28 protein-coding genes, 1 tRNA gene and 3 pseudogenes are annotated in these 25,272 nt (G+C 72.1%); 12 read left to right on the top strand and 20 right to left on the bottom strand.

What is annotated here, in order from left to right:
- Positions 1-24: 24 nt before the first annotated feature.
- Entirely contained in the window at positions 25-1,425 is a 1,401-nt protein-coding gene (locus ACH4E8_RS06510; protein WP_398444979.1) for an NAD(P)/FAD-dependent oxidoreductase, read from the top strand.
- 26 nt (positions 1,426-1,451) lie between these two features.
- On the opposite strand, the gene ACH4E8_RS06505 is transcribed toward ACH4E8_RS06510, so the two are convergent.
- Positions 1,452-1,907: a hypothetical protein gene (locus tag ACH4E8_RS06505; RefSeq protein ID WP_398444977.1), complete on the bottom strand. Its 456-nt coding sequence runs from the start codon at positions 1,905-1,907 to the stop codon at positions 1,452-1,454.
- Between the two features lie 247 nt (positions 1,908-2,154).
- Here ACH4E8_RS06505 and ACH4E8_RS06500 point away from each other — a divergent pair, with 247 nt between their 5' ends.
- The gene (locus tag ACH4E8_RS06500) at positions 2,155-3,183 is read left to right on the top strand and encodes a pentapeptide repeat-containing protein (protein WP_398444976.1); all 1,029 of its coding nucleotides are present in this window, start codon (positions 2,155-2,157) and stop codon (positions 3,181-3,183) included.
- 118 nt (positions 3,184-3,301) lie between these two features.
- On the opposite strand, the gene ACH4E8_RS06495 is transcribed toward ACH4E8_RS06500, so the two are convergent.
- Complete coding sequence (locus ACH4E8_RS06495; protein WP_398444974.1) at positions 3,302-4,165, bottom strand: NmrA family NAD(P)-binding protein; 864 nt, start codon at positions 4,163-4,165, stop codon at positions 3,302-3,304.
- A 63-nt stretch (positions 4,166-4,228) separates the two neighbouring features.
- Here ACH4E8_RS06495 and ACH4E8_RS06490 point away from each other — a divergent pair, with 63 nt between their 5' ends.
- Positions 4,229-4,567 (top strand): winged helix-turn-helix transcriptional regulator, encoded by a 339-nt coding sequence (locus ACH4E8_RS06490; RefSeq protein WP_398444972.1) that lies wholly within the window; start codon positions 4,229-4,231, stop codon positions 4,565-4,567.
- Between the two features lie 4 nt (positions 4,568-4,571).
- Here the strand turns inward: ACH4E8_RS06490 and ACH4E8_RS06485 are convergent, their stop codons facing one another.
- The 3 genes from ACH4E8_RS06485 to ACH4E8_RS06475 form a co-directional block, all read right to left on the bottom strand.
- Positions 4,572-5,144: a dihydrofolate reductase family protein gene (locus ACH4E8_RS06485; RefSeq protein WP_398444970.1), complete on the bottom strand. Its 573-nt coding sequence runs from the start codon at positions 5,142-5,144 to the stop codon at positions 4,572-4,574.
- Between the two features lie 94 nt (positions 5,145-5,238).
- Complete coding sequence (locus tag ACH4E8_RS06480) at positions 5,239-5,985, bottom strand: SRPBCC domain-containing protein (RefSeq protein ID WP_398444968.1); 747 nt, start codon at positions 5,983-5,985, stop codon at positions 5,239-5,241.
- A gap of 3 nt (positions 5,986-5,988) precedes the next feature.
- Positions 5,989-6,642: an ArsR/SmtB family transcription factor gene (locus ACH4E8_RS06475; protein WP_398444966.1), complete on the bottom strand. Its 654-nt coding sequence runs from the start codon at positions 6,640-6,642 to the stop codon at positions 5,989-5,991.
- Positions 6,643-6,753: 111 nt separating this feature from the next.
- Between ACH4E8_RS06475 and ACH4E8_RS06470 the strand changes: the two genes are divergently transcribed.
- Complete coding sequence (locus ACH4E8_RS06470; protein ID WP_398444964.1) at positions 6,754-7,056, top strand: hypothetical protein; 303 nt, start codon at positions 6,754-6,756, stop codon at positions 7,054-7,056.
- A gap of 18 nt (positions 7,057-7,074) precedes the next feature.
- On the opposite strand, the gene ACH4E8_RS06465 is transcribed toward ACH4E8_RS06470, so the two are convergent.
- A complete protein-coding gene (locus tag ACH4E8_RS06465) occupies positions 7,075-7,401 on the bottom strand; it encodes an SHOCT domain-containing protein (protein WP_398444962.1) in 327 nt (108 codons plus the stop codon).
- Between the two features lie 335 nt (positions 7,402-7,736).
- Positions 7,737-8,297, bottom strand: a complete 561-nt coding sequence (locus ACH4E8_RS06460; RefSeq protein WP_398444960.1) for a TetR/AcrR family transcriptional regulator — start codon at positions 8,295-8,297, stop codon at positions 7,737-7,739.
- Positions 8,298-8,417: 120 nt separating this feature from the next.
- Between ACH4E8_RS06460 and ACH4E8_RS06455 the strand changes: the two genes are divergently transcribed.
- The 3 genes and pseudogenes from ACH4E8_RS06455 to ACH4E8_RS06445 all read left to right on the top strand — a co-directional run bounded on the left by ACH4E8_RS06455 (position 8,418) and on the right by ACH4E8_RS06445 (position 10,336).
- The gene (locus ACH4E8_RS06455) at positions 8,418-9,497 is read left to right on the top strand and encodes a hypothetical protein (RefSeq protein ID WP_398444959.1); all 1,080 of its coding nucleotides are present in this window, start codon (positions 8,418-8,420) and stop codon (positions 9,495-9,497) included.
- 155 nt (positions 9,498-9,652) lie between these two features.
- Positions 9,653-9,910: pseudogene (locus ACH4E8_RS06450) on the top strand (alkyl sulfatase dimerization domain-containing protein); the annotation flags it as partial.
- Between the two features lie 60 nt (positions 9,911-9,970).
- The gene (locus tag ACH4E8_RS06445; RefSeq protein ID WP_398446049.1) at positions 9,971-10,336 is read left to right on the top strand and encodes an alkyl sulfatase C-terminal domain-containing protein; all 366 of its coding nucleotides are present in this window, start codon (positions 9,971-9,973) and stop codon (positions 10,334-10,336) included.
- A 295-nt stretch (positions 10,337-10,631) separates the two neighbouring features.
- On the opposite strand, the gene ACH4E8_RS06440 is transcribed toward ACH4E8_RS06445, so the two are convergent.
- The 4 genes from ACH4E8_RS06440 to ACH4E8_RS06425 form a co-directional block, all read right to left on the bottom strand.
- Positions 10,632-10,883 carry a type II toxin-antitoxin system RelE/ParE family toxin gene (locus ACH4E8_RS06440; RefSeq protein ID WP_398444957.1) on the bottom strand — a complete coding sequence of 84 codons (252 nt, stop codon included), beginning with the start codon at positions 10,881-10,883 and terminating at the stop codon, positions 10,632-10,634.
- Entirely contained in the window at positions 10,880-11,164 is a 285-nt protein-coding gene (locus ACH4E8_RS06435) for a hypothetical protein (RefSeq protein WP_398444955.1), read from the bottom strand. The genes ACH4E8_RS06440 and ACH4E8_RS06435 overlap by 4 nt, the downstream gene beginning before the upstream one ends.
- A gap of 221 nt (positions 11,165-11,385) precedes the next feature.
- Positions 11,386-12,720, bottom strand: coding sequence for a UDP-glucose dehydrogenase family protein (locus ACH4E8_RS06430; protein WP_398444953.1), 1,335 nt, complete (start codon positions 12,718-12,720; stop codon positions 11,386-11,388).
- Between the two features lie 113 nt (positions 12,721-12,833).
- Positions 12,834-14,066: a hypothetical protein gene (locus ACH4E8_RS06425; protein WP_398444951.1), complete on the bottom strand. Its 1,233-nt coding sequence runs from the start codon at positions 14,064-14,066 to the stop codon at positions 12,834-12,836.
- Positions 14,067-14,332: 266 nt separating this feature from the next.
- Between ACH4E8_RS06425 and ACH4E8_RS06420 the strand changes: the two are divergent.
- Positions 14,333-14,518 (top strand): annotated as a pseudogene (locus ACH4E8_RS06420) (multiprotein-bridging factor 1 family protein); the annotation flags it as partial.
- Positions 14,519-14,603: 85 nt separating this feature from the next.
- Positions 14,604-14,945, top strand: a pseudogene (locus ACH4E8_RS06415) (transcriptional regulator); the annotation flags it as partial.
- A 21-nt stretch (positions 14,946-14,966) separates the two neighbouring features.
- On the opposite strand, the gene ACH4E8_RS06410 reads toward ACH4E8_RS06415, so the two are convergent.
- The 3 genes from ACH4E8_RS06410 to ACH4E8_RS06400 form a co-directional block, all read right to left on the bottom strand.
- Entirely contained in the window at positions 14,967-15,389 is a 423-nt protein-coding gene (locus ACH4E8_RS06410; RefSeq protein ID WP_398444949.1) for an NUDIX domain-containing protein, read from the bottom strand.
- A 60-nt stretch (positions 15,390-15,449) separates the two neighbouring features.
- Positions 15,450-15,578 (bottom strand): hypothetical protein, encoded by a 129-nt coding sequence (locus tag ACH4E8_RS06405; protein ID WP_398444948.1) that lies wholly within the window; start codon positions 15,576-15,578, stop codon positions 15,450-15,452.
- Between the two features lie 153 nt (positions 15,579-15,731).
- Positions 15,732-15,805 (bottom strand) — tRNA-Thr (locus tag ACH4E8_RS06400).
- Positions 15,806-15,982: 177 nt separating this feature from the next.
- Here ACH4E8_RS06400 and ACH4E8_RS06395 point away from each other — a divergent pair.
- From ACH4E8_RS06395 to ACH4E8_RS06385, 3 genes are all read left to right on the top strand, one after another.
- Positions 15,983-17,119: an ABC transporter ATP-binding protein gene (locus ACH4E8_RS06395; protein ID WP_398444946.1), complete on the top strand. Its 1,137-nt coding sequence runs from the start codon at positions 15,983-15,985 to the stop codon at positions 17,117-17,119.
- 161 nt (positions 17,120-17,280) lie between these two features.
- Positions 17,281-17,706: a hypothetical protein gene (locus ACH4E8_RS06390; RefSeq protein ID WP_398444944.1), complete on the top strand. Its 426-nt coding sequence runs from the start codon at positions 17,281-17,283 to the stop codon at positions 17,704-17,706.
- Positions 17,707-17,793: 87 nt separating this feature from the next.
- A complete protein-coding gene (locus ACH4E8_RS06385; protein WP_398446047.1) occupies positions 17,794-18,510 on the top strand; it encodes an NDP-sugar synthase in 717 nt (238 codons plus the stop codon).
- A 130-nt stretch (positions 18,511-18,640) separates the two neighbouring features.
- Here ACH4E8_RS06385 and ACH4E8_RS06380 read toward each other — a convergent pair whose 3' ends face one another.
- From ACH4E8_RS06380 to ispD, 6 genes are all read right to left on the bottom strand, one after another.
- Complete coding sequence (locus ACH4E8_RS06380) at positions 18,641-20,275, bottom strand: DoxX family membrane protein (RefSeq protein WP_398444943.1); 1,635 nt, start codon at positions 20,273-20,275, stop codon at positions 18,641-18,643.
- 182 nt (positions 20,276-20,457) lie between these two features.
- The gene (gene rlmB, locus ACH4E8_RS06375) at positions 20,458-21,414 is read right to left on the bottom strand and encodes a 23S rRNA (guanosine(2251)-2'-O)-methyltransferase RlmB (RefSeq protein ID WP_398444941.1); all 957 of its coding nucleotides are present in this window, start codon (positions 21,412-21,414) and stop codon (positions 20,458-20,460) included.
- 302 nt (positions 21,415-21,716) lie between these two features.
- Positions 21,717-23,111, bottom strand: a complete 1,395-nt coding sequence (gene cysS / locus ACH4E8_RS06370; RefSeq protein ID WP_398444939.1) for a cysteine--tRNA ligase — start codon at positions 23,109-23,111, stop codon at positions 21,717-21,719.
- Positions 23,112-23,228: 117 nt separating this feature from the next.
- Positions 23,229-23,633, bottom strand: coding sequence for a PPOX class F420-dependent oxidoreductase (locus tag ACH4E8_RS06365; RefSeq protein ID WP_398444937.1), 405 nt, complete (start codon positions 23,631-23,633; stop codon positions 23,229-23,231).
- Between the two features lie 182 nt (positions 23,634-23,815).
- Positions 23,816-24,325: a 2-C-methyl-D-erythritol 2,4-cyclodiphosphate synthase gene (ispF, locus tag ACH4E8_RS06360; RefSeq protein ID WP_398444935.1), complete on the bottom strand. Its 510-nt coding sequence runs from the start codon at positions 24,323-24,325 to the stop codon at positions 23,816-23,818.
- Positions 24,315-25,061 (bottom strand): 2-C-methyl-D-erythritol 4-phosphate cytidylyltransferase, encoded by a 747-nt coding sequence (gene ispD, locus ACH4E8_RS06355; protein WP_398444933.1) that lies wholly within the window; start codon positions 25,059-25,061, stop codon positions 24,315-24,317. The genes ispF and ispD overlap by 11 nt, the downstream gene beginning before the upstream one ends.
- Positions 25,062-25,272: the final 211 nt, after the last annotated feature.

The raw sequence follows: 25,272 nt of genomic DNA, 5'->3' as shown, positions 1-25,272 counted from the left end.
CTTCGGACAGTGAGCAGGAACGACATGAGCACCACCACGAGCACCGTCAACGGCGGCATTTCGTTCTGGTACGCGCGCAGCGGGCTCCCCGCGCCCCGCGAGCCGCTGCCCGGCGACGCCACCGCGGACGTCTGCATCGTCGGCGGCGGCTACACCGGCCTGTGGACGGCGTACTACCTCAAGAAGGCCGTCCCCTTCCTGAACATCACCGTCCTCGAAGCCTCCTTCTGCGGCTACGGCGCCTCCGGGCGCAACGGCGGCTGGCTCTACAACGGCATCGCCGGCCGCGACCGCTACGCGAAGCTCCACGGCCACGAGGCCGCCGTCCGCCTCCAGCAGGCGATGAACGACTCCGTCGGCGAGGTCATCGCGGTCGCCGCGGACGAGGGCATCGAAGCCGACGTCCACCGGGGCGGCGTCCTCGAAGTCGCCCGCTCCCCCGCCCAGCGCGCCCGCCTCACCGCGTACCACTCCGTCGAAGTCGCCTTCGGCGAGCACGACCGGGTGCTGCTGGGCGCCCGGGAGACCGCGGAGCGCATCCGGGTCGCCGGCGCCGTCGCCGCCACCTGGACGCCGCACGGCGCGCGGCTGGACCCGGCGAAGCTGGTGAAGGGGCTCGCGGCGGCCGTCGAGGCGCTCGGCGTCACCATCCACGAGTCCACGCCGGTCACCGAGATCCGCCCCAAGCACGCCGTCACCCCGTACGGCACGGTCCGCGCCCCGTACGTGCTGCGCTGCACCGAGGGCTTCACCGCCGGCATCAAGGGGCAGCGCCGCACCTGGCTGCCGATGAACTCCTCGATGATCGTCACCGAGCCGCTGCCGCCGTCCGTGTGGGAGGCCATCGGCTGGGACGGCCGGGAGACGCTGGGCGACCTGGCGCACGCGTACGTGTACGCGCAGCGCACCGCGGACGACCGGATCGCCATCGGCGGCCGGGGCGTCCCGTACCGCTACGGCTCCCGCACCGACAACGACGGCCGCACCCAGCCGGAGACCGTGGCCGCGCTGCGGGACGTCCTGGTCCGCTTCTTCCCCACGCTCGCCGGCACCCGCATCGAACACGCCTGGTCGGGCGTGCTCGGGGTGCCCCGCGACTGGTGCGCCACGGTCACCCTCGACCGCTCGACGGGCCTGGGCTGGGCGGGCGGCTACGTCGGCTCCGGCGTCACCACCGCCAACCTCGCCGCCCGCACCCTGCGCGACCTGATCCAGCAGGACTCCGGCCAGGGCGGGGCGACGGAGCTGACCTCGCTGCCGTGGGTGGGCCACCGGGTCCGCAAGTGGGAGCCGGAGCCGCTGCGCTGGCTCGGCGTGCAGGCGATGTACGCGGCGTACCGCGGCGCGGACCGCCGCGAGTCGACGGCCCACTCGACGGAAACGGACCGCGTGGCCCGCCTGGCAGACCGAGTCTCGGGCCGGTAGCTCGCGTCCTGGCCGACCCTTTGGACCTACACCTCGTGCTGGCCGCGCTCCAGGAAGTACCGCAGCGCCTCAGGCGTGTCGGCGGCCAGGGCCCGCTCCGCCGCGGCCTTCACCGCGGGCTTGACGTTCGGGTCGGCGAGGATGCGGAACACCGCCACCCTGTCGTCCTCGAACTGAGCCGCAGCACGCCCCGTCTCCAGGAAGTGCCGCTGGTCGGCGATGGTGCCGTTCATGGCCGCCTGCGCGGCGGCGCGCACGGCCTTGCCGGTCTCGGGGTCGTCGATGATGCGCAGGATCGCGACCCGAACGTCGTGGTCGGTCATGTCGCCGACCGAAGGGTCCGCTCCGTCCGTCGCCGTCGACGCCGTCGCCACGCCGATGGTCGCGGCGGCGGAGTCCCCGGCGAACGCGGGCGTGGCGAGCAGGGGCGTCGGCGCCAGGGCGGTGGCCGCGACGGTCAGGGCGGCACGGGTCAGCTTCATGTGTGGGCCTCTCTCACGAGCGTCAGGAACGGGAACGACGTCAAACGACGGCAGACGGTCGACAGGTGGCGCTCCACCCGGAACCCGCGTCGCCGCCGACCCGTGCCGACATGTTCACCCCGAGCAGCACCGCTGATCACTGCCTGGACCAGGCAGTCTTGACGACCGCTCACTGCCGCGTGCACGGCGTCCCGTCGTGGGCACCACCCCGGTGAACCCGATGTCGTGACGCTCCTACCATCGAGCCATGAGGATCTGGCCACGGGAGCGCCCCACGCGTCGGCGGAGCAGAGCGCTGCGCCCGGTCGTCCTCGTCCTGCTCGCCTTCGGAACGCTGCTCGTCCTCTTGGGCCCGTTCTCCTGGCTGATCGCCGGTGAGACGGTCAGCGCGCTGCCCGGCAAGGAGCGGGCGGACGCCATCAACGCCGTCCGCCAGACGGTCCTGGCGGCCTTCGGCGGCGCGGCCGTACTCGGCGGCCTCGTGTTCACCGCGCGCACCTACGACCTGACCAAGCGCGGGCAGGTGACGGAGCGCTTCAGCAGGGCCGTCGAACTCCTGGCGTCGGAGCACGTGGAGGAACGCCTGGGCGCGATCTACAGCCTTGAGCACGTCCTGGCGGAGTCGCCGCAGGACCACGTCACGGTGGTCAACCTGCTGGCGCACTCCGTCCGGAACCGCACGCGTCCGACCGACTTCCCCGCGGGCTACGAGCTACCGCGGTCGAACGGCCGACCCATGCCCGCCTTCGGCACCCAGCCCACCGCGGACGTCGAGGCGGCGCTGCGCGTGCTCGCCGTACGCCCCGACCGTCCCGAACCCTTCCGGCTCGACCTGCGGCAGGTGACGCTGCCGGGCTTCTACGTCCGGGACTTCGAGTTCGACGGGGCGCCTTCCTTCAAGGGCGCGCTCTTCACTTGGGCGGACCTGCGCAGTTCCGCATTCCGCGGGGTGGACCTGACCAACGCCATATTCACGCACGCGGACATGAGGGAGTGTCAGCTCGTGTCGGCGAAGCTGGACCGCTCGATCCTCTCGGGGGTGGATCTGCGGGGAGCGAACTTCGCCGGTGCGTCGCTGGTCGGCGCGTTCCTTGAGGGGGCGGATCTGCGCGAGTGCGAGGGCCTGACGCCGGAGCAGTTGTCGGGAGCGCTGATCGACGAGTCCACCCGGCTGCCAACGGAACTGGCGGCCGACGCGTGGGTGCGGGCGAGGCTCGCCGCGATGCCCGCACAGACTCCCCGCACCGCTCCGCCGCCGACGCCCCGGCCGACGTAAGGCCCTCTACTTTTGGGCCCACGGCTCTTGGGCCCACGGCTCTCGGGCTCCCGACTCTTGGGCTCCCGACTCTTGGGCTCCCGTCCCGCAGGTCTCCCGTACCGCCGTTCCCGACGCGTCACAGGCCCAGGTCGACCAGCCACTCGCCGGTGGTCCGCGGGCTGAGGCCCAGCAGCTCCTGGGCGGAGTCCACGGGGGCGATCGCGTGGTCCGGGAGCGTGCCGATGGCTCGGTAGAGGCCGGCGACGCCCGCTGCGGTGGCCTCACCGAGGAGCGGCGCGATCAGCCCGGCGAAGGCGTCGGGGGTGATCCCCTCGTACGCCACCTCCCGCCCGAAGCGGTCCCCGAACGCCGCGGCGAGCTGCGGCCCCGTCACGGCCGGGTACTGCCCGACGGCGACGGTGCCGACCACGTCCGTACGCCGCAGCAGCGCGGCGACGACGTCGGCGACGTCCAGGTGCGAGGACCAGGAGACGCGCAGGCCGGCCGCGAGCGGATAGCGCAGGACGCCCTCCTCGCGGGCGCCGCCGACGACCGGCGGCAGGAGCAGGTTCTCCAGGAACAGCCGGGGCGCGACCACCGCGTACGACACTCCGCTCCGCCGCACGCCCTCGATCAGGTGCCCGACGGCGGGGTCCGCCGGCCCGCCCCCGGCCGCGGCCGCGTCGTCGGTGAACGCGCCGCTGGTGGAGACGACGACGCGGGCCGGGCGGGCCCGCTCGACCGCGGCGACGACGTTGCGGGCGAAGGCCAGCCGGTCGTCGGGCGCGCCCAGCGGCAGATGGACGAAGACGCCGTCAGCCCCTTCGTAGGCGCGGGCCAGTGCGTCGGCGGACGCGTAGTCGGCGGCGACGGTGCGCACGCCGTCGGGGACGGCCGCGGCACCGCGCGACACCGCCGTCACCGACGCTCCGGAGGCGGCGAGTGCCGCGAGGACGGGGGCTCCCTGGGCGCCCGTGGCGCCGTGGATCACAAAGCTCATGCAGCCAATGGTGCATACGATGCACCAGTTACATCAACTGCACTAATGGCGTACGATCGCACCATGACCACCCCCCTGCCCACGTGCGGGGTCGCCCGCTTCCTCACCCTGCTCGACGGCCCCTGGGCCACGCTCATCGTCCGGGAGCTGCTCCGCGGCCCGCAGCGCTTCAGCGAGCTGCGCGACGCCCTGCCGGGCATCAGCCCGCACACCCTCACCAGCAGGCTGCGCCGGTTCGAAGCGCACGGCATCGTCACCCGCACCGTGCACGCCGAGATCCCGCCGCGCGTGGTGTACGAGCTGACGCCCCTCGGGCGGGAGCTGCGGACCGTGCTCGACGCGATGGCCGCGTGGGCGACGGCGATCCCCGCGCCCGACCCCGACCCCGACCCCACCCCCTAGGACCTCAGCGGACGACGTCGAGGACCTGCTTCTGCAGCCCGTTCGCGTACACCTCGTGCTCGACCAGCTCCAGCTTCTGCGCGTCCTTGTCCGCGGTGCTGAACAGCCGCTTCCCGGCGCCGAGCAGGGTCGGGAAGACGAGCAGGTGGTAGCGGTCGACCAGGCCGGCGTCGGACAGGGCGCGGTTCAGGGACGCGCTCCCGTGGACGATGATCGGGCCGCCTTCGGTCTCCTTCAGCGCCGCGACCTCTTCGATCGAGCGCAGGATCGTCGTCTCGCCCCAGTTCGTGACCAGGTCGTCCTCGGTGAAGGTGGTGGAGACGACGTACTTCGGCAGGTCCTTGTAGCCCGCGAACTCCGCCATGTCCGGCCACACCGGGCTGAACGCCTGGTAGCTGACCCGGCCCAGCAGCACCGCGGTGGCCTCCGCCTGCTCGGCGCCCTTGATGTCGAACGCCTCGGGGACGAACTCGACGTCCTTGAAGGTCCAGCCGGCGTTCCGGTAGCCGGGCTCGCCGCCGGGGGCCTCCACGACGCCGTCGAGCGAGATGAAGGCGGAGCTGATCAGAGTGCGCATCGGGTGTTCCTCGCTGTCTTGGTTGTCACGTGTACGTGCAAGTGCGTACGGGCGTACCGGCGTGGGGGTACGGGCGTGCGCGGAAGTGCGGTCGTCAGCCGACGAGTTCGGCCAGCCAGCGCTGCCAGGCGGCTTCCGCCGCAGCCCCGTCCGCGTCCGCGTCGAAGAGGTGGTGGAACATCAGCGCCACGCCCGGGAAGACGTGGAAGGTGTAGAGCCCGTCGGCGGTGCGCACCTCGATGCGCCCCTCCTCCGCCCAGACCACTTCGCCGTCCAGCAGCGGCAGTCCGGCGGGCTCGACGCGCACCCGCGCGCCCGACTCGCCCCCGGCCGCCGGCAGTGACAGCCCCCGGTTGAGCGCCGCCCGCACCTCCCGGACCGGCCGCTCCCCCAGGGGTGCCACGGCGAAGACGGGGACGCCGGCGCGCCCGGCGAAGTGCGTCAAGTACTGCCACAGGGTGTGCAGGTGGAAGGGCCAGCCGGCGCGCAGCGCGTCGTACTCGTCCTGCCAGTCGTCCCCGAGCATCCCGCTGTGGACGAGCCGGAGCACGGCGCTGCCGCCCTCCCGCCCCTCGATCAGGTACTCCACGGCCATGAACCGGCCGTCGTCGGCGGTGGGCGTGCGGGTGGCGAAGCGCTTGCCCGGTTCGTACGCCGTGATCACCGCCTCCTCGCGGTGGCCGCCGGTCTCCATCGCCGAGACGCCGCCCTCCCGCGGCTCCACCTCGTTGCGCCCCATGAACCAGGAGTCGATGCCCGGTCCGGTGGCGATCGCGTCCCAGACCTCCTGCGGGGTGGCCGGCAGGGTGGTCTCCAGCTCGATCTCGAACGGATGCGTCATCGCTCAGTCTTCCCGTCGTGCTTCGGATGCGGTCTCGTGGGGCGTCACGTTGGCCGTCTCGCGGGCCGTCTCGTGGGTCGTGGTGGGGATCTGGTGCAGCCCGACGACGACCCGATGGCTGCGGCCCTGCGCGGCGTGCTCGTCGTGGTAGCGGCTGACCAGCGCCGTCACGGCCCGGGTCAGGTCGTCGGCGAAGGCGGCCCGGTCCGCAGCGGAGGCGAACCGCACCTCGGCGTCGATCCCGAAGGTGGCCACCCGCCGCCGCGCCCGGGCCCCGCCGGTCACCAGCGCCCCGACCTCCTGCACCAGCCGGGCGCCCAGCGCCAGCAGCCAGCGCGCGGAGAGCTGGTCGGGGGCCCGGGACGGGTCCGGGCTGACCGCGGCGAGGGCGCTCGGCGAGATGACGTACGACGCGGCGGTCGCGCGGTACACCCGCTCGGTGACGTTCCCCTTGCGCCGCTCTTCGGCGAGCTCGACCAGCCCGTGCCGTTCGAGCGCCTTCAGGTGGTAGTTGACCTTCTGCCGGGGCAGCTCCAGCCGCCCCGCGAGCGCGGCGGCCGACCCGGGTTCGGCGAGGGCGGCGAGGATCCGGGACCGCATGGGGTCCAGCGAAGCCTCGGCCGCGGCGGGTTCTTCGATCACAGCGACGTCCAGCACCCCTCAAGGATCAGTCCGACAATATTTTTTGTCAAGACAAAAAAAATTGTCGGCGGACTGGGGATGCCGTGCGCGGTGGAACTCCTCGCGCCGCCCGGCAGTTGACCGGACATGGCTCAGACGCCGGGTTGGGTGGCGGCCGGACTCGTCACACTGTGCGCGCTCGGCTGGCTCGCGGACCGCGCGCTGCTGTCGATGGAGGCGCGCGGCTGGATCTACTGGCGCCGCAAAGGGCTGTCCTCGATGGGCGCGAACCTGCTCCAGGACACCTCGCCGGCGGCCCAGGCGCTCAAGCGGGCGATGCAGGACGAGCGCTCGCTGAAGAACGTACGGGTCGCGGAAGAACCGCCGCAGCGGGTGGACTTGGACGCGGGCGTGGTGCGCGTGAGACGCACGGAGGACGACCGGGGCTGAGGGGGCCGAGCTGCCGGATCAGCCCTCCGGCGGCCTCGCGCGGTGCTCGGCGAGCCGCCGTCGCGCCTCGGCGTACGCGTCCGCGTCCATCTCCCCCATGGCGAACCGCCGGTCCAAGATCTCCTCCGGGGTGTCCCGCTGGGGGGGCCCGTGCGACGGGGGCCCGCTCGACGGACCTCGCGCACCGCCCCACTGCGACGGCTGCTGGGGCTGCTGGGGCGCACCCCCGTCAGGCCGGTTCGCCAGCCGCACCACGGCCCACACGACGAGACCGATCAGAACGATCCACAGCAGCGGCATGAAGGCCATCCAGGCCCAGCCGCCGCCACCGTCCCAGTACATCATCCGCCTCACCTCCAAGGCGGCCGGCTCGAAAGCGGCCGGCTCCAAGGCGGCCGGTTCCAAGGCGGTCGGTTCCAAGGCGGTCGGTCGGATCCACCGACGTCCACCGGCATCCGGCGGAGCCCGTGGCCGTCCCGCAGGCGTCCGGCGGGGAACCCGTCGGCATCCCGCGGAAACACCACCGCCTACTCCAGCGTGCTCCTGCCCGCCGCCGCCGGCAAGAACGGCAGGGCCGGGCCGCCGCGGGACTGCGCGAACGCCCCGCCCGTACGTCCGGCGTCAGCCCGCCGACGACCAGCAGCCCTCCCGGCACGCACAAGGAGCGGCCCCATGGATCTTCAGCGATTCGACGGCGAGGGCAGACCGCGGGCGAGTGCGTCGAGCATGGCGGTGAAAGTTCTCTCGTGGTCGGGCTGCTCGGCACAGAGCTTTTCAGCGGCGATCCAGCCCCACACGGCGAACAGGAAGACCGCGAAGGAGTCCCGCGCCTGTTCCTGCGTCAGTCCGCGGCCACCCATCACGGCCTCGGCCTGCTGTTGCAGCTCCTTGTAGGTGCTGGTCTCGCGCGGGAACTGGGCGAGCACCTCGGCATCGGCGACGGGGAGGAACTCCGCCCGCAGCAGCCGCCCGAAGCCCGTCAGCCACGCGCGCCAGTCGTCGGCGGGGGCGCCGGCGGTCCGGGCGAGCACTCGTCCCAGAAGGTGGTCGCTGATCAGGTCGAGCAGGCCGTCCCGGTCGCCGACCCAGCGGTACAGGGCCTTGTGGGTCACGCCGAGGCGTCGCGCCAAGCCCCGCACGGTCAGCTCGTTCGCCCCCGACTCCAGCGCGGCGCCGACGATCGCTTCGACCGAAAGCTGCGCCGGGCGCCCGGGGCCGCGTGCGGGTTGCTCTTCTGTCACGGCCCCATTCTCTCCCATCTATTAATACCCAGTGGGTACTAATGAGGTAGCGTGGTGCGCGCGGCCGCGTCCGGACGGGTGGACGCGGCTCGCGAGAACGAGAGCGAGAGGAGACGAGCAATGACGGATCAGCAGTGGATGCACAGGGTGCTCGATGACCCTGCGGACCTGGACGACACACCGCCCGCTCTGAGCGCCGCCCAGGCCCAACCGTGGGCGAACTTCGTGGTCTTCGTCCCGGACGGGCTCCCTGCGGACACCCGCCTCGGCGAGCAGTCGCTGCGCCGGGAGGCGCCGCCTGGACGCGTCGGTGACTCGACGGCCGGCAGGACGCCGTGGAGCGCGAACAATCCGGCGGCGTTCCGGTTCGAGGTCCACGGCGAGGACCGGCGGCTACGGGTCAAGCAGTTCCTCTACGACTGGGCGTTCCCCGCCCTGGACCATCCGGCGCTGTGGGAGAGCCGAACCGAAGCCGAGCCACTGGACGAGCACCACGTGGTCTGGCACGGCACCGACTACATGGGTCACGCCGGCGCTTCGGCGAGGATCGCGCGGACCACGATCGAACTGTCGGTCCTCGACGGCACTTTCACCCGCGAGGAGATCACCGACCTCTACCGCTCGCTGCGCCCGGTCGCCCCCGAAGCGGTCACCGCGCTCGCCGCCACCCCGTTCGCGGCCTTGAGCTACTGGGCCCGCAGGCCCACGGCCTCCGTGATCTCCGTGCCCCTGGGGCTGTGGGACCTGCGCCAGGTCGACACGGCCACGATCACCTGGCGCACGGCAGGAGCCCCGGACGCACCGTCCGGCGCCGCCGCGGTCCCGCACCGCCTGGGCGACCTGGCCTTGGACTCGATCGCGACCCATCACGGCCCGAGCCCGGTGGCGTCCGAGCACCTCTACAGCGGCGGCCCCGGACGCGGGCGAGAACTGCGCCTCTACGCCCTGAACGCCGAGCACCTGCCGGCGGCCATCGCGCCCGAGACCCATCCGGCCAAGCACGAGGACATCACCGTGGCCGGGCGTCGCGTCCGCTTGGCACTCATCGACGACGCCCACGGGCCGTACGACGCGGTGATCCACGATGCGCAGGGCCGACCGGCATGGCGGCTGCTGGCCAGCGCGGACACCCGCACCGATCGCCGCTGGTTCCTCCGGGCCCTTGACGACCTGCTCAGCGCCGACCACTCGGCACGGTAGGCAGCATCCGGGATCGTCCCGGCCGTCCTTCTTGTTCGTGCCGAGGACGGCGCGGGTGACGGTGCCGACCTCCACCACGGTCGACGGTTCGCCACCCCGGGCGGGGAGTTCCTTCTCCCTCGGCCCCTCCTGGGCGTCGCGCCGCGAACCCGGCCCACCTGTGGCAGCACCCGCCGACCGGGCAGGCCGAGCGGTACGTAGCCGCGCTCGGCGGGCTCGACGCAGCCATGGACCGCTGCCGGGAGGCGTACGACGAGGGCGACCTGCGCTGGGCCGCGGAACTCCTCAACCACGTGCTCTTCGCCCGGCCGGACCACGCCGAGGCCCGGGAACTCCAGGCGCGGACCTTCACCCGGCTCGGCCACGCCCAGGAGAACGGGACCTGGCGCAACATCTACCTCACCGGCGCCCTCGAACTGCGCCGGCCCGACGGCACCCCCGCGGGCCCCGGTCGCAGCAAGCCCACCCTCGGCATGCTGGCCGCGCTCGACACCGAGCAGGTCTTCCAGACCCTGGCGACCCGCCTGAACGGCCCCCGCGCCGTCGCCCACCGGCTGCTGCTGCGCTGGGAGTTCACCGACAGCAGCGAGACCTGGACCACCCTGGTGGGCAACGGCGTCCTCACTCCCCTGCCGGACGACGTCCCGGGCGACGAACCGCCGCAGGCGGCGGTGTGCCTGCCCCGTACCGCCCTGGACCGCGCCGTCGCCGGCGTCACCGGACTGGCCGACGCGATCGCCTCGGGAGAGGTGTCCGTGGCGGGCGACGCCGACGCACTGAGCACGCTGCTCGACCTGTTCGACGAGGTCAGCGCCGACTTCGCGATCGTGCTCCCCTAGACCGTGTCCAGAAAGCCCCGCCTGGCCCGCGACGTCCCAGCAGGACTTCGACGACGCCGCCCAGCACCTCGCCCCGGCTCGGCGGCGTCACGCGCCGCCGAAGTCTGGCCTGCGGGCCTCGCGGAAGGCCCTGACTCCCTCGCGGGGTTCGGGCCCCCGCAGGGCGAGACCGGCGGTGACCCGTTCGACGTCCAGGAAGTCGCGGTAGGCGGGGGTACGCGACCGTCATCCGCCGACCGGCCACTCGACCGACGGGACCGAGCTGCGCGACCACACCCGCGACACCATGAACCGGTCAGGGCGGTCCCTGGACCCGGGTCACGGAGACGATCTCCACCGTGGTCGAGACGTAGTACGAGGTGACGCAGCCGCCCACCAGGGCCTGTCGGTAGTCCGGCTCCTTGATGGGTTTTGAGCCCGCGCCGTACGGATCGGCCGCGAGCTTCTTGATGTCCGTGTCGAAACGCCTTCGGATGTCCGTGGGCAGCGCAGCCACGGTGGCACGTGCCACGTTGGAGAACTGCACCCGGTACGGGCGCCCGCTCACCGGTCGGCTCCGGTCGGGGAGGGACCGTCCAGGCTGGTGAAGCCGCTGAAGTCGCCGTTCCGCAACTGCTGGAGCATGGCTTCGTCCTCGTCCCTGGCCTCCTGCGGCAGGGACCACTGCGCGGCGATGAGGGGTACGTCAGTGATCAGCGCCGAGCCGATCTCACGGTCGAACGCCTCCCGCCGGTCCTCGGGCAGAGAGGCCCGAATCCCGTCCAGGCTGGCGGGCAGGTCGACCGCCCGATCACCGATGTTGGTCCGCAGCACAGGCCCGTCGTGCACCGTGCACCCCTCTCGCTCGCCACTACCCACGACAGCAACACGACCAGTCTTCCCCCGAGGGTCAGGCCACGCACCGAGCGACACCCGGCGCGCGGAAGCGCCGAGAGCGCCCTGCTGGAGCGGGCCCAACCCCAGCCATGTGCGGGACGGGCCCGTCCTGTTGAGGCGGGCTGCGCAACCCTGCGCCTCCTGGCTGTGCGGGTGTCCAGTCCGTGGCGAGGTCAGACGATCGGATGGTGGGCAGGCCGGCCTAGTTGGTGCACGGTCCATCCGGCGCGGGTCCAGCCGGTCGGGTCGGCCGCGGTGCGGATGTCGACGAGGACGGGGCGGCGTACGAGGCCGGCGGCCGTGGCGGGGAGGGACGGCTCCTTCGTGTAGTGGGGCCATTCGGTCGCCAGGACCACGAGGTCCGCGCCTCTCAGGGCTTCGACGAGGCTTTCAGCGTAGGTGAATTCAGGGTGGGCTCGGCGGGCCGCCGGGACGGCTTCGGGGTCGTGGATGACGGTGCGGGCGGCGGCGTCGTGGATGAGCCCGGCGAGACGGAGTGCGGGGGAGGATCGGACGTCGCTGGTGCCGGCCTTGAAGCTGGCCCCGAGGACGGCGACCGTGGCGGTGTCGAGCGGGCCGCCGTGAGCACGTTCGACCAGTGCGAGGGCGGCGCCCGCCCGGCCGTGGTTGATCTGCTCGACCGCGGACAGCAGCGCGGAGGCACCGGTGGCGCCGAGTTCTCCGACGCGGTGGGTGAAGGCGGCGACGTCCTTGGGGAGGCAGCCACCGCCGTAGCCGATGCCGGGCCGCATCCCGGCGTGGCCGATGCGGTGGTCGATCCCGATGCCGTGGGCGACGGTGGTGACGTCGGCGCCGGTGATCTCGCAGATCTCGGCCATGGCGTTGATGTAGCTGATCTTGGTGGCGAGGTAGGCGTTCGCGGCGCTCTTGAGGACCTCGGCGGTGGCCGGGTCGGTGACGATCAGTTCGGTGTCGCCGCGTTCGAGGATCGGGGCGTACACCTCCCGTACGGCCTTCTCGGCGGCCGGGGTGGTGAGGCCGGCGACGATCCGGTCCGGTCGCAGGGAGTCCTCGACGGCGTGGCCCTCGCGCAGGAACTCCGGGTTCCACACGAGGTCCGCCCCGGCGGCGACGTGCTCGGCGAGGACGGCCTGGAGGCGGGCGACGGTGCCGACGGTGACGGTGGACTTGCCGACCACGGTCGCCGGGCGCGTCAGCAGCGGCGCGAGATCGCGTACGGCATCGATGACCTGGCTGGTGTCGTAGCCGTGGCCGTCGGGGCGGAGCGGGGTGCCGACCGCGATGAAGTGGAGGTCGGCGAAGGCGGCGGCCTCGGAGAGGTCGGTGGTGAAGCGGAGCCGTCCGGTCGCCACGTGTTGGGCGAGGAGGTCGTCGAGGTCCTTCTCGTAGAAGGCGCCCCGGCCGGACTGGAGGATCTCGCAGGTCTCCGGGTTGAGTTCGACGCCGACGACCTCGTGGCCGAGTTCTGCCATCGCTGCGGCGTGCGGGGCTCCGAGGTGCCCGCAGCCGATCACCGAAACACGCATGACGCCGTCCTTGGGATGGGGTGCTGTCGCAGAGGCGCGCCGTGCTGCCGGGCGCCTCCGCGACGCTATCCCCGTTCGCGGTCAGGGGAGTTGGCTTTGAGCCGGACGGGGTTTCAGAGGGCGACGTCGAGCAGCCTGCACAGGCGCTGGAGCGCGGGCGTCGCCTCTGAGCGGACGACGGTGTCGCCGTCGCGGGCTCCCTCGATCGGGTACTCCTTGAAGACGCCGTTCTCCATCAGGCCCTCGGGGTCGACGTAGAAGATCTTCATGCCCTTGGCGCGGGCGCGGGCCTGGACGGAGCGCCGGTCGGCGTGGAGGCCGACGACGAGGAGGGCGCGGGCCTGGTCCAGGAGCGGGACCGGTGGGATCTTCTGGTCGTACCGCCGAACGAACACTTCCTTCAGTCCGGCGCGGGCGGCGAGCAGGTCGAAGTTGTGGGTGATGACCGGGCCGGTCATGTGCCCGGCGGTGTGCAGGGCCTTGAGCGCCCGGTGGGCACCGGTGGGTTCGGCGGTGAAGCACGCCGCGAACATCCGGGTCAGGGCTTCTGCCTTGCCCGGGGCGTCGAGCAGCAGTTCCCGTACGAGGGTGTCGGCCTGCGGGGTGAGGGTGAAGCCGTGGGACTGGGTGAGGGCGTTGTCGTTGCGGGTGGTGACCCGGTAGACCTCGTGCAGGTAGTGCAGCGGCGGGACGTCCGCTTCGATCGAGGTGCCGCACCCGACCTCGACCTGGAACGGGAGATGGTCCAGCAGGCCGGACAGGTCGTCGGCGATGGTCGGGGTTCCGCGCCGCTCCTTGATCCGGATGCCGCCGGCCAGGACGTCCCGGGGGAGGTTTCGCAGGCAACGGGGGACCGTGTAGTCCTCGGAGGTGATGAGGACGTCCATGGTGCGGAAGCCCGACGGAGTGGGCCGGTCGGCGCGCTCGTCCTGGGGGTGGACGGCGTGTTCGGTGACGGTGGTGACGAGGTCGCCGTGCTGCCAGCGGTCGCCGTCCAGGTGCCAACGGCCCTGTTGCAGCCAGCCGTCGAGGTCCTCGGCGTAGGCGCGGACCTCGTCGTCCGGGGCGGTGAACGACACGTACAGGTACAGGTCGGAGAGGACGAGGCGCGGTACGGGGAAGGTGTGGTCGATCCCGTAGGTGTAGCGGTAGTGGACGATCCGGCGGCGCCCGGAGGCGTCCTCGCGCCAGCCGGACTGCTCGGCGTTGGAGGGGTTCTGGGTGCGGCGCCAGATGCCCTCCTCGATGCTGCGGGGGCGCTCGTGCCCGGCGCCGGTGAAGTGGGTCTCCCACAGCTTCACCTGGTCGTCGGAGAGCTGGTCGATGACGGGGTGGGGCAGGTACACGAGGGTTCTCCTTCGCAAGGGCGGTACGGAGATCGGTACGGACGGGGCGGGGTCAGCGCCCAGGTGCGCCGGCCGCGCGGCTGGGCTGTGTCGCGGCAAGCCCAGGAACGGCTCGGCGCACCCTCAGAGCACCACCCGAACGCCCTTGGTAGTGATCGATTGCCGTGCCCTGCACACCGTTTGCAGATCCTGCAAACGCCCTCGACGCGCTCCGTCCCGTGTCCTACGGTGAGGCGCTCCGGTTCCGGGTACCTGGGAGACCGACGATGGCCTTCACTGATTTATCCCTCTGGGCCTCACCCGCAGCGCGTGACCTGGTCAGCCGCCGCGCCCCCGGCGGCCTCGTCCGTCTCGGCCGCCAGCACCTGGGCTGGCGCCAGGCCGACCTGGGCGTGCAGATCGGCTGTTCCGCCTCCACTGTCTCCCGCCTCGAAGCCTGTCGGCATCCCGCGGACATCCGCCTGCTGTCGGCCGCCGCCAGCGCTGTGGGCATACCGCACACACTTCTGGCGACGGCCTGCGGCATCACCACCGAACCGGCGCCCCTTCCGCATCTCCCCGGCCGCCGCCGACCTCTATGCCGTCGGGGTCCATTGGGCCCTCGGCGACGCCGGGGCGGCGCTGGAGGCCGGCCGCGACCTGCGGCCAGCGCAGTTCCCCACCCCGGAACGCACCAGCCGGATGCACACCGATCTCGCCCGCGCCTGGTGGCAGTACGGCAAACCAGAGCAGACCGCCCGGGAACTCCTCGCCGCATTGCGGGTCAGCCCGGCCGAGGTCCGCGACCGTCCCCCCATCCGCACCATCGTCGGGGACCTGTCCTCCCGGCACCCCCGCACCCCCGGAGTCCGCGATCTGACCCTCGCGTTCACCCGCTGATCGCGCGGGACGCAGCCGGGGTCAGACGAGGACTTCGGCCTGGTCCTGGCGGATAGCCTCACGGGCCCAGGGGCTCATCCGCAACCGCGGCACCGTCTCCGGGTCGAACCAGTGCAGCATGACGCCCTCCGACAACGGGAGCCCAACGGCGTCTCCCTCCCACCGGCCCCGGAACACCTGCACCAGCCCTTTCGCCACCCCGTCCGGCCCTCTGCTCTCCACCACGGTGAACCGTTCCAGGGCCGGGACCACCAGTTCCGCTTCCTCCCACAGCTCCCGCCGGACCGTGACGCCCAGGCACTCCCCGGGTCTCCGGTTCCCGCCGATCAACGACCAGGAGCCCGGGTCGCAGATACCGGGGATGTCGTCACGCAGGTGCAGCAGGTACTGTCCGCTTCCGTTCACCAGCAGCGCGCCCGTACCCCTGATCTCTTCGTCTCTCACTCGACCAGAAGTACGCCATCAGCCACGGATTCGCCCACGGCTACGTGGAATTGACGACCACTACAAGCGCGCCTGCCCGCCCGACTCGGCGTCCGACTCCGGAGCGATGCCGAGAAGACGGTGGAGGTCGGCGCTGATCATGCGGTAAGCGTTGTCGAGCCGGAGCACCGCGACCCCGCGCACGTCCACGCGCACCCCTCCGCACGCCGACTGCGCACACGCGCTCCCCTTGCGCTCCCTGTGGACAGGGCGGCACGAGCAGGAGCCGCCAACCTCTCCACGCAAAGGCCATGATCGCTAAAAAGACCCAGGTCAGAGGCGTCCTGACCTGGGCATGAAAAGAGCCCCCTGTCGGATTCGAACCGACGACCTACGCATTACAAGTGCGTTGCTCTGGCCAGCTGAGCTAAGGAGGCAGCCCCAGCAGTGTAACCGCACCCCCACCCACCCCCTCCGCGGATTTTCGTTTCCCCACCGCTACTGACAGAACGGGGAACGCCAGGTAGCGTCACCAGCAGTCCGCGGCAGTGGACTACACCAATCCTTTACTCGGATCGTCCGGCACGTTCCTGCCGGTGAAGGGAAAGGCCACCATGGCTACCGTGACCTTCGACAAGGCCACCCGCATCTACCCGGGCGGCACCAAGCCCGCCGTCGACCAGCTCGAAATCGAGATCGCGGACGGGGAGTTCCTCGTCCTCGTCGGGCCCTCCGGCTGTGGCAAGTCCACCTCGCTGCGCATGCTCGCGGGGCTTGAGGACGTCAACGGCGGGGCGATCCGCATCGGTGACCGGGACGTGACGCACCTGCCGCCCAAGGACCGGGACATCGCCATGGTGTTCCAGAACTACGCGCTGTACCCGCACATGACCGTCGCCGACAACATGGGCTTCGCGCTCAAGATCGCCGGGGTCAACAAGAGCGAGATCCGCGCGAAGGTCGAAGAGGCCGCGAAGATCCTCGACCTCACCGAGTACCTGGGGCGCAAGCCGAAGGCGCTCTCCGGTGGTCAGCGGCAGCGAGTCGCGATGGGGCGCGCCATCGTGCGCGAGCCGCAGGTGTTCCTCATGGACGAGCCGCTGTCGAACCTCGACGCCAAGCTCCGCGTCTCCACCCGTACCCAGATCGCCTCGCTCCAGCGGCGCCTGGGCATCACCACCGTGTACGTCACGCACGACCAGACCGAGGCCCTGACCATGGGCGACCGGGTCGCCGTGCTCAAGGACGGACTGCTCCAGCAGGTCGACTCGCCGCGGAACATGTACGACAAGCCGGCGAACCTCTTCGTCGCCGGCTTCATCGGGTCCCCCGCGATGAACCTCGTCGAGGTCCCGATCACCGACGGCGGCGTGAAGTTCGGCAACAGCGTCGTCCCGGTCTCCCGCGAGGCGCTCACCGCCGCCGCCGACCGCGGTGACACCACCGTCACCGTCGGCGTCCGCCCCGAGCACTTCGACGTCGTCGAGCACAACGGCGCCGCCGCCAAGTCCCTCTCCAAGGACTCCGAGGACGCGCCGGCCGGGCTCGCCGTGCTCGTGAACGTCGTCGAGGAGCTGGGCTCCGACGGCTTCGTGTACGGCTCCGCCAACGTCAACGGCGAGGACAAGGACCTGGTCGTCCGCGTCGGCGGGCGCTCCGTGCCGGAGAAGGGCACCAAGCTGCACGTCGTGCCGCGGCCCGGCGAGATCCACGTCTTCGCCACCTCCACCGGCGAGCGCCTCACGGACTGACGCACCACCACAGCCACACGGAACGGCCCCGGGCTCCCCGGGGCCGTTTCGCGCGCTTTGGCCGCCTTGCGTCAACGGCCAATTCGAAAGGCTTCCCAGAACGATCCCCCGAGGGGGTGACTAAATGTCGCCAAATCATCACCGGCCGCTACGCTCCTCGCGTGACCCACTCAGCACGCCGCATCGGCCGCTCCCTCGCCCTCGTCCTGCCCGTCGTCCTGGTGCTCTCCGGAACCCTCGCGGTCACCAGCGTCCCCTGGGCCGGACAGCCCGCCGAGTCCTCCCAGATGCTCACCTCGTCCTCGCAGAACGTCTCCGTGCGCGCCGAACCGCGCCCCGCGCAGGACGTGCTGCGCGACCGGCTCCTCGCCGAACTCCAGGAGAACGACCCGGGCGTCGCCCTCACCCAGCTCCAGCGCGAGGTCGAGGCACGGCCCTCCCTCGCCAAGCACTGCATGTCGATCGCCCGCGACCTCGGCCGCGCCGCCGTCGAGCGCTTCGGCCCCACCCGCGCCCAGACGTACTCCAAGCCCGTCTGCGACACCTCCTTCGCCTCCGGCGTCGTCCAGCAGGCGCAGGGCATCTGACCGGCATCACCGCAGCCATCATCAGCACGCCGCGCCGCCCACCCCCTTCCGCTACGGAGCGCGCCGCATATCGTTCGGGGCATGCATATGCCCACGTATCCGACGCAGGCCGTGATCCTGGCGGGCGGCCAGGGGTCGCGGCTGCGCCCGTACACCGACGACCGCCCCAAGCCGATGGTCGAGATCCCCGGAACCGGGACCCCGATCATCGGCCACCAGCTGTCGTGGCTGGCCGCCGAGGGAGTCACCGACGTCGTCGTCTCCTGCGGCCACCTCGCCGAAGTGCTCCAGGACTGGCTGGACTCGGCTGACCTGCCGGTCAAGGTCACCACCGTCATCGAGACGGAACCGCTCGGCCGCGGCGGCGGACTCAAGTACGCGGCGGCCCACCTGCCCCACCCGGACCAGCCCTGGTACGCCACCAACGGCGACATCTGGACCCGGTTCTCGCTCCGCGACATGGCCGCGTTCCACACCGAGCGCGCCGCCACCGCGACCCTCGCCCTCGCCCGCCCCCGGATCCCGTGGGGCGCCGTCGAGACCGACGCGTTCGGGCACATCACGGACTTCATCGAAGCCCCGCCGTCGCCGTTCCTCATCAACGCGGGCGTGTACGTCTTCTCCGCGGCCTTCAGCGAGCTGCTGCCGACCGTCGGCGACCACGAGCGCACCACCTTCCCCGGGCTGGCCCGAGAGCGCCGGCTGGCCGGCTTCCCGCTGCCCCAGGGCGCGTACTGGCGCGCCATCGACACGGCGAAGGACCTCACCGAGGCGGCCAAGGAGCTGGCCGCGCAGGGTTCCTGACGCGCCGTCCGCACACAAGCGCCACGCCGCCGCACGGCAGCACAGCACGGCACAGCACGACGCCGAAACGCCTTCGGGGCGCTCAGCCACCTGAGCGCCCCGAAGGCGTGTGAGGGGTTACGACACGGGCTCAGCCCAGCAGGCCGCCGATCACCCGGCCGCCGCTCGACGAACCGCCGCCCGTGGAACCGCCGCCGGACGAACCGCCGTCCGAACTGCCGCCCGACGAACCGCCGCTGCTCGTCCCGCCGCTGCCGCCGCCCGTGGACGACGGACCGGACGACGACGCCGGGGGCGCCTCCGGCGCCGAGCGCGGGGCCTCCTGCCCGCCCGTCGTGCCCTGCGTCTGGCTCGGCTGCTCCGCGATCCGGCCCGACTCCCGCGCCGGGCTGCTCGTCCCCGCCGTCGGGGACGCCTTCTCCTTCGTCTCCTCGCTGCGGCTCGCCGACGGCGAGGGCTTCTCGCTGTCGCCGGCCGGACCCGCGGACGTCCGCCCGCCGCTCGGCCGGTCCTGCGGCAGCGGAGAGCCCGGCAGGTGGTTCGTCGGGTCCTGGTTCGGGCCGGGGACCGTGACCATCTCGGTGGAGCGCACCGCCCCGCCGAGCACCGAGCCGATCAGCAGCGTCAGACCGACGACCACCGCCGCCACCAGCCCGCCGCGCCGCAGCACGCGCCGGCGCAGCTCCCACAGTTCCGAGCGCGGGCCGAGCCGGCGCCACGCCTCGCTCGCCAGGTGGCCGTCGATCGAGTACACCGGCGCACCCGCGATGATCAGCGGCGACCAGGCGGCCAGGTAGATGATGTCCGGTGCGTCGTACGCGGGCACGGTCTTCCAGCTCACGGTGAGCAGCAGCGCCGCCGAGAGCAGCACCCCGACGCTGGCCGCGATCCGCTGCCACAGGCCCAGCACCGTCAGCACGCCGACCACGACCTGGAGGAACGCCACGGTCAGCCCGGCGCCGACGGGGTGCGAGAGCGCGAAGTCCCGCAGCGGCTCGGCCAGCGCCCAGGGGTGCAGCGAGTTGAGCCACTTCACCATCGAGCCGCGCTCGCCGCCGTCGAAGTACACGGGGTCGCAGAGCTTGCCCATGCCGGCGTAGATGGAGATGAAGCCGAGGAAGACCCGCAGCGGCAGCAGCACCACGCCCAGGTGCATCCGACGGCCGGGGTAGTACGCGTGCCTGACCGCGTCGTTGCCGTGGCGCTGGGAACGGCCGGCGGTGACCGTCTCGTCCAGCTCTTCCGTGTCCGGGTCGTACGGGTCGACTTCCGGACCGCCGCCGCGGTGGTGGTACGGGGGATGGGCGTCGTACGCGCCGACGGCCTGGCGCATGGGGGGCAGCAGCGGGGTGGGCGCGGTGTCGACGTCGGCCTCGACGCGCGGGATGACCTGCGTCGTCGTACCGGCGTGGCCGTCGCCGTGGTACGCGCCGCGTTCGCGCGTGGCGGTCGCGGTGGCCGCGGCCGCGGGCAGGGCCGTCGTGGCGGCGGCGGTGTCGCGCACGGCCTGGAGCAGGCCGGATGCGGCGGTGTCACCGGGCGCCGACCTGCCGCTCCACACCACGGGGGTGCGCCGCCGGGCGGCCGGGCCGCGGGCGCCGCCCGGCGCGGGGCGCGCGGGGCGGGGGCGCGTGCTCGGGGCGAGCTGCACGCGGAAGCTGGCGTGGTTCACGATGACCTGCGCGGGGTCGGAGTGCACCTTCACCATGCTCAGTGCAGGCTGATCGTCGAACCCGGGCCCGGGCTTTCTGGTGTCCACGCTCATCTAACCGAGTGACATCGCGTTAGGACACTGCCCTGACGCCCCCTATGTGTCCGAGACCCGTCAAGCCCAGGTGAGAGGGGCGGGGGACGGTGCGCGACGCCCGGCGCAAGCGCGCCGCGCCGGGCGTGTCGCAGCATCACCCGATCAGGAACGGCCGATCGGCCGCGATCGGTCGTTCCCGGTCAGGCGCGGCGCTTGGCCGCCTCGTACAGCACGACGCCGGCCGCGACGCCCGCGTTCAGCGACTCAGCGCCGCCCGGCATCGGGATGCGCACCAGGAAGTCGCACGTCTCGCCGACCAGCCGGGACAGGCCCTTGCCCTCGCTGCCGATGACGATGACGACCGGGCCGTCGAGCGCGTCGAGCTCGCTGACGTCGTGGTCGCCGTCCGCCGCGAGCCCGACGACCGTCAGCCCGGCCTTCTGGTACGACTCCAGGGCGCGGGTGAGGTTGGTGGCCCGGGCGACGGGGGTGCGGGCCGCGGTGCCGGCCGAGGTCTTCCAGGCGCCGGCGGTCATGCTCGCGGCCCGGCGCTCCGGCACGACCACGCCGTGGCCGCCGAAGGCGGAGACCGAGCGCACGACGGCGCCGAGGTTGCGCGGGTCGGTGACCCCGTCGAGCGCGACGATCAGCGGGTCCTCGCCGTCGTCGAAGGCGGCCGCGGCCAGGTCCTCGGGGTGCGCGTACTCGTACGGCGGGACCTGGAGCACCAGCCCCTGGTGGTTCAGCCCGTTCGTCATCCGGTCCAGCTCGGGACGCGGAGCCTCCATGATGTGGAGGTTGCCGCGGGCGGTGGCGAGGTGGATGGCCTCGCGGACCCGCTCGTCGTTCTCGATGAACTGCTGGACGTACAGCGTGGACGCGGGCACTCCGTCGCGCAGCGCCTCGAAGACCGGGTTGCGACCGACGACCATCTCGGACGCGCCCTTGCCGCCGCGTCGGGCGACCGGCCTGCGCTGGCCGGACGTCTGCTTGGCCTTCGCGTTGGCGATGCGGTTCTTCACGTGGCCCTTGCGGGCGGATGCGGGCGGAGTGGGGCCCTTGCCCTCCAGGCCGCGGCGACGCTTGCCACCGCTGCCGACCTGCGCGCCCTTCTTGTTGGACGTGCGGCGGTTCCTGCGCTGGCTGTTCCCGGCCATGGCTGTCTGCTTCCTGCTTCTTTTGCTTTGTGACTGTTGATGTCAAGCGTACGTACGCAAGTGTGCCGCCCGCGGGTGCGGGCGGCACATCACCTGCGTCGGCTCAGCGCCAGGGCGCTTCTGATGGATCTTGCTGGGCTCGCGTGCCCTGGCACCATGCCTCTCCGCGTTGTCGTCGGTCGTCAATGCTCCGCATTGACTCCCTCCTCCGCCTTGAGATCCACGGCACCAGACCCCTCCCCCTACGCCCGAAGGGCGTGGGGGGACCCCCACCTAATCCAGCCTGATCCATCAGAAGCGCCCTACCCGAGCGTCCACCGGGGTCCGTCCGGGCCGTCCTCGATGACCAGGCCGGACTGCTGGAGCTGGTCGCGGATCCCGTCGGCGGTGGCCCAGTCCTTGCGGGCGCGGGCCGCCTCGCGCTGCTGGAGCACCAGCCGGACGAGGCTGTCGACCGCGCCGTGCAGGTCCTCGCCCTCCTCGGCGTCCCCGGCCCACTGCGCGTCCAGCGGGTCGAGCCCGAGGACGCCGAGCATCGCGCGCACCTCGGCGGCGCGGGCGATCGCGGTCTCCTTGTCGTCCGCGGCGAGCGCCGAATTGCCCTGGCGGACGGTGGTGTGGATGACGCTGAGGGCCTGCGGGACGCCCAGGTCGTCGTCCATCGCCTCGGCGAAGGCGAGCGGGACCTCGGGGGCCGGCTCGATGGCGGTGCCCGCCTTCTCGCAGACCCGGGTCAGGAAGCCGGTGATCCGGCCGAAGGCGGCGGACGCCTCGTCCAGCGCGGCCTCGCTGTACTCGATCATGGAGCGGTAGTGCGGGGTGCCCAGGTAGTAGCGCAGCACGATGGGCTTCCAGCGCTGCACCATCTCGGAGACGAGGACCGAGTTCCCCAGGGACTTGGACATCTTCTCGCCGGCCAGGGTGACCCAGGCGTTGTGCACCCAGTAGCGGGCGAACTCGTCGCCGTACGCCTTGGCCTGGGCGATCTCGTTCTCGTGGTGCGGGAAGATCAGGTCGAGCCCGCCGCCGTGGATGTCGAAGACCTCGCCCAGGTACTTGTGCGCCATGGCGGAGCACTCCAGGTGCCAGCCGGGGCGGCCGCGGCCCCACGGGGTCTCCCAGTCGGGCTCGCCGGGCTTGGTGGCCTTCCACAGCGCGAAGTCGCGCGGGTCGCGCTTGCCGGTCTCGCCCTCGCCCGAGGGCTGGCGCAGCTCGTCGATGTCCTGGTGGGAGAGGCTGAGGTAGTCCGGGTAGGAACGGACGTCGAAGTAGACGTTCCCCTCGGCGGCGTACGCGTGGCCGCGCTCGATCAGACCGCGCATCATCTCGATCATCTCGGGGACGTGGCCCGTGGCGCGCGGTTCGTAGGTGGCGGGCAGGCAGCCGAGCGCGTCGTAGCCGGCGTTGAACGCGCGCTCGTTCTCGTAACCGATGGACCACCAGGGGCGGTTCTGGTCCGCCGACTTCCGGATGATCTTGTCGTCGATGTCGGTCACGTTGCGGATGAAGGTGACGTCGTAGCCGCGGTAGGCGAACCAGCGGCGCATGATGTCGAAGTTCAGTCCCGACCTGATGTGCCCGATGTGCGGGGCGGCCTGCACGGTCGCACCACAGAGGTAGATCGAGACGCAGCCCGGCGTGAGCGGGGTGAAGTCACGGATCTGCCGGGCGCTGGTGTCGTACAGCCGAATAGTCACCCCCCCAGGGTAGTGGGCGCAGGGCCGTGCCCGGCGCCCCCACCGGTCACGGACGCCTATCGGCAAGGGCGCCCCGGCTTCCGGCCGCGCGGGGCGGACGCCGGGGCGCGCAAGGGGTCAGATCGAGCCCACCACCTTGCGCGGGGTGATGCGGACGACCACCCGGGGCGCGTCGTCGACGGCCGTGGGGTTGAAGTCGGCGTAGGTCTTGCCGGTGTACTTCAGCGCCAGCTCGTCGATGAGTTCCTGGCCGCCGTCGGTGGTGAGCTCCACGCTGCCGCGGATCTCGGCGTACGTGTAGGGGGCGTCGAAGGGCTGGACGACGACGGTGATCCGGGGGTCGCGCCGCAGGTTCTTCTCCTTCTGGCGGCCGACCGTCGTCGAGACCAGCAGGTCGTCCCCGTCCCGCTTCACCCACACCGGTGACACCTGGGGGCTGCCGTCGGGCTGGATGGTGGCGATGTTCACGAACACGGGGCCGTCGAGCAGTTCCTTGAGCTTCTCCGAGAGCTGAGCCGACATGGAGGTGCCTTCCTGGTCACGACGAGAAGTGAATGGGGTACGTCGGATACCCGTACCCGCCACGTGAACCACGCCACACCGCCGGATATTTCTGTCCGTCCATTGCCGGTGCGTGAACACCCGCGAGCCGTACGGCGGACCGGCCGCCCGGGCGCTCGGGCACACCGGGCTCCGGTGCGGGCTCAGGCTCCGGTGCGGAAGACGACCGCGGTCGCGATCGCCGCCAACCCTTCGGCGCGGCCGGTGAGTCCCAGTCCGTCCGTCGTGGTGCCCGAGACGGAGACCGGCGCGCCGACGGCCGCGCCGAGCGCCTGCTGCGCCTCCGCCCGCCGCTTGCCGATCTTCGGGCGGACGCCGATGACCTGGATCGCGACGTTGCCGATGGCGAAGCCCTCGGCGCGGACGATCCGGGCCGCCTCGGTCAGCAGGGTGACGCCGGAGGCGCCGGACCACTCGGGGCGGTCGGTGCCGAAGTGGGCGCCGAGGTCGCCGATGCCGGCGGCGGAGAAGAGGGCGTCGCAGGCGGCGTGGGCGGCCACGTCGCCGTCGGAGTGCCCGGCGAGCCCGGCGCTCTCGCCCTCCCACAGCAGACCGGCGCACCACAGCTCGCGGCCGGGCTCGAAGGCGTGGACGTCCGTGCCGATGCCGACCAGCGGCAGCGGCGGGGTCGGACGGGTCGGGTCAGAAGCCATCGTTGGCCCTCCTGCGGGCGAGCACTGCCTCGGCGAGTACGAGGTCGAGGGGACGGGTCACCTTGAACGCCTCCTCGTGGCCGGGCACGACCACGACGGGCTCGCCGAGCCGTTCGACCATGCCGGCGCAGTCGGTGGCGCCCTCGCCCTCGGCGACGACGGCGGAGTGCGCCCGCTGCAGGGTGGCGCGGTCGAAGCCCTGCGGGGTCTGCACGGCGCGCAGCCGGGCCCGCTCGGGAGTGGCGACGACCGGCTCCGGCGCGCCCTTGTCCTGCGGCTCGACTTCCTTGACGGTGTCCGCGAGCGGCAGCGCGGGGACGACGGCGGGCGCCCCGTCCCGTACGGCCTCGATCACGGCGTCCACCGTGTCGACCGGGACCAGCGGGCGGGCGGCGTCGTGGACGAGGACGACGGTGACGTCCTCGGGGACCGCCGCGAGACCGAGGCGCACGGACTCCTGGCGGGTCTCGCCGCCCGGGACGACCGCGACCTCCGTGCGCTCCGGCAGGGCGAGGTCGGCCAGGAGCGTCTTCACGCCCTGGGCGTCGTCGGGCGGGGCCACGACCACCACGAGGGAGACGGCGTTGGACGCCGCCATGGCCCGTACGGCGTGCACCAGCATGGGCGTGCCGCTGAGCGTACGCAGCGCCTTGGGGGCGCCGGGGCCGAGCCGCACGCCCCGGCCGGCGGCCGGAATCACGGCTGCGGTGCGGGGCGTGAGCGATTCGTCTGACATCGGTTGCACTCCGGCAGGTTTGTTTCCTCGGCCGACATGGGTATGGCCAGAGCGTGCCGGGCGCGACGCCTTGACGGACCCTTCCGTGACGATGGTCTGCGCCAGCCGCCCGGGCCCGGCACACCACTGGGGCACGTTCCCTGTGACAGTAGACGAACATGCCGCAGTGCCCGGCAACAGGTCAGTGATCAAAAGGGGATCACATCATGTC

The sequence above is a fragment of the Streptomyces sp. NPDC017979 genome (assembly GCF_044328175.1).
GTDB lineage: Bacteria > Actinomycetota > Actinomycetes > Streptomycetales > Streptomycetaceae > Streptomyces.
The sequence above is the reverse complement of the archived record's forward strand: the minus strand, read 5'-3'. Positions and strand labels throughout refer to the sequence as shown.

Coding starts and splice junctions, on each gene's coding strand:
- ACH4E8_RS06510 (WP_398444979.1), top strand. CDS start 25: ATGAGCACCACCACGAGCACCGTCAACGGCGGCATTTCGTTCTGGTAC.
- ACH4E8_RS06505 (WP_398444977.1), bottom strand. CDS start 1,907: ATGAAGCTGACCCGTGCCGCCCTGACCGTCGCGGCCACCGCCCTGGCG.
- ACH4E8_RS06500 (WP_398444976.1), top strand. CDS start 2,155: ATGAGGATCTGGCCACGGGAGCGCCCCACGCGTCGGCGGAGCAGAGCG.
- ACH4E8_RS06495 (WP_398444974.1), bottom strand. CDS start 4,165: ATGAGCTTTGTGATCCACGGCGCCACGGGCGCCCAGGGAGCCCCCGTC.
- ACH4E8_RS06490 (WP_398444972.1), top strand. CDS start 4,229: ATGACCACCCCCCTGCCCACGTGCGGGGTCGCCCGCTTCCTCACCCTG.
- ACH4E8_RS06485 (WP_398444970.1), bottom strand. CDS start 5,144: ATGCGCACTCTGATCAGCTCCGCCTTCATCTCGCTCGACGGCGTCGTG.
- ACH4E8_RS06480 (WP_398444968.1), bottom strand. CDS start 5,985: ATGACGCATCCGTTCGAGATCGAGCTGGAGACCACCCTGCCGGCCACC.
- ACH4E8_RS06470 (WP_398444964.1), top strand. CDS start 6,754: ATGGCTCAGACGCCGGGTTGGGTGGCGGCCGGACTCGTCACACTGTGC.
- ACH4E8_RS06465 (WP_398444962.1), bottom strand. CDS start 7,401: ATGATGTACTGGGACGGTGGCGGCGGCTGGGCCTGGATGGCCTTCATG.
- ACH4E8_RS06455 (WP_398444959.1), top strand. CDS start 8,418: ATGACGGATCAGCAGTGGATGCACAGGGTGCTCGATGACCCTGCGGAC.
- ACH4E8_RS06445 (WP_398446049.1), top strand. CDS start 9,971: ATGCTGGCCGCGCTCGACACCGAGCAGGTCTTCCAGACCCTGGCGACC.
- ACH4E8_RS06430 (WP_398444953.1), bottom strand. CDS start 12,720: ATGCGTGTTTCGGTGATCGGCTGCGGGCACCTCGGAGCCCCGCACGCC.
- ACH4E8_RS06395 (WP_398444946.1), top strand. CDS start 15,983: ATGGCTACCGTGACCTTCGACAAGGCCACCCGCATCTACCCGGGCGGC.
- ACH4E8_RS06385 (WP_398446047.1), top strand. CDS start 17,794: ATGCCCACGTATCCGACGCAGGCCGTGATCCTGGCGGGCGGCCAGGGG.
- ACH4E8_RS06380 (WP_398444943.1), bottom strand. CDS start 20,275: ATGAGCGTGGACACCAGAAAGCCCGGGCCCGGGTTCGACGATCAGCCT.
- rlmB (WP_398444941.1), bottom strand. CDS start 21,414: ATGGCCGGGAACAGCCAGCGCAGGAACCGCCGCACGTCCAACAAGAAG.
- ACH4E8_RS06365 (WP_398444937.1), bottom strand. CDS start 23,633: ATGTCGGCTCAGCTCTCGGAGAAGCTCAAGGAACTGCTCGACGGCCCC.
- ispF (WP_398444935.1), bottom strand. CDS start 24,325: ATGGCTTCTGACCCGACCCGTCCGACCCCGCCGCTGCCGCTGGTCGGC.
- ispD (WP_398444933.1), bottom strand. CDS start 25,061: ATGTCAGACGAATCGCTCACGCCCCGCACCGCAGCCGTGATTCCGGCC.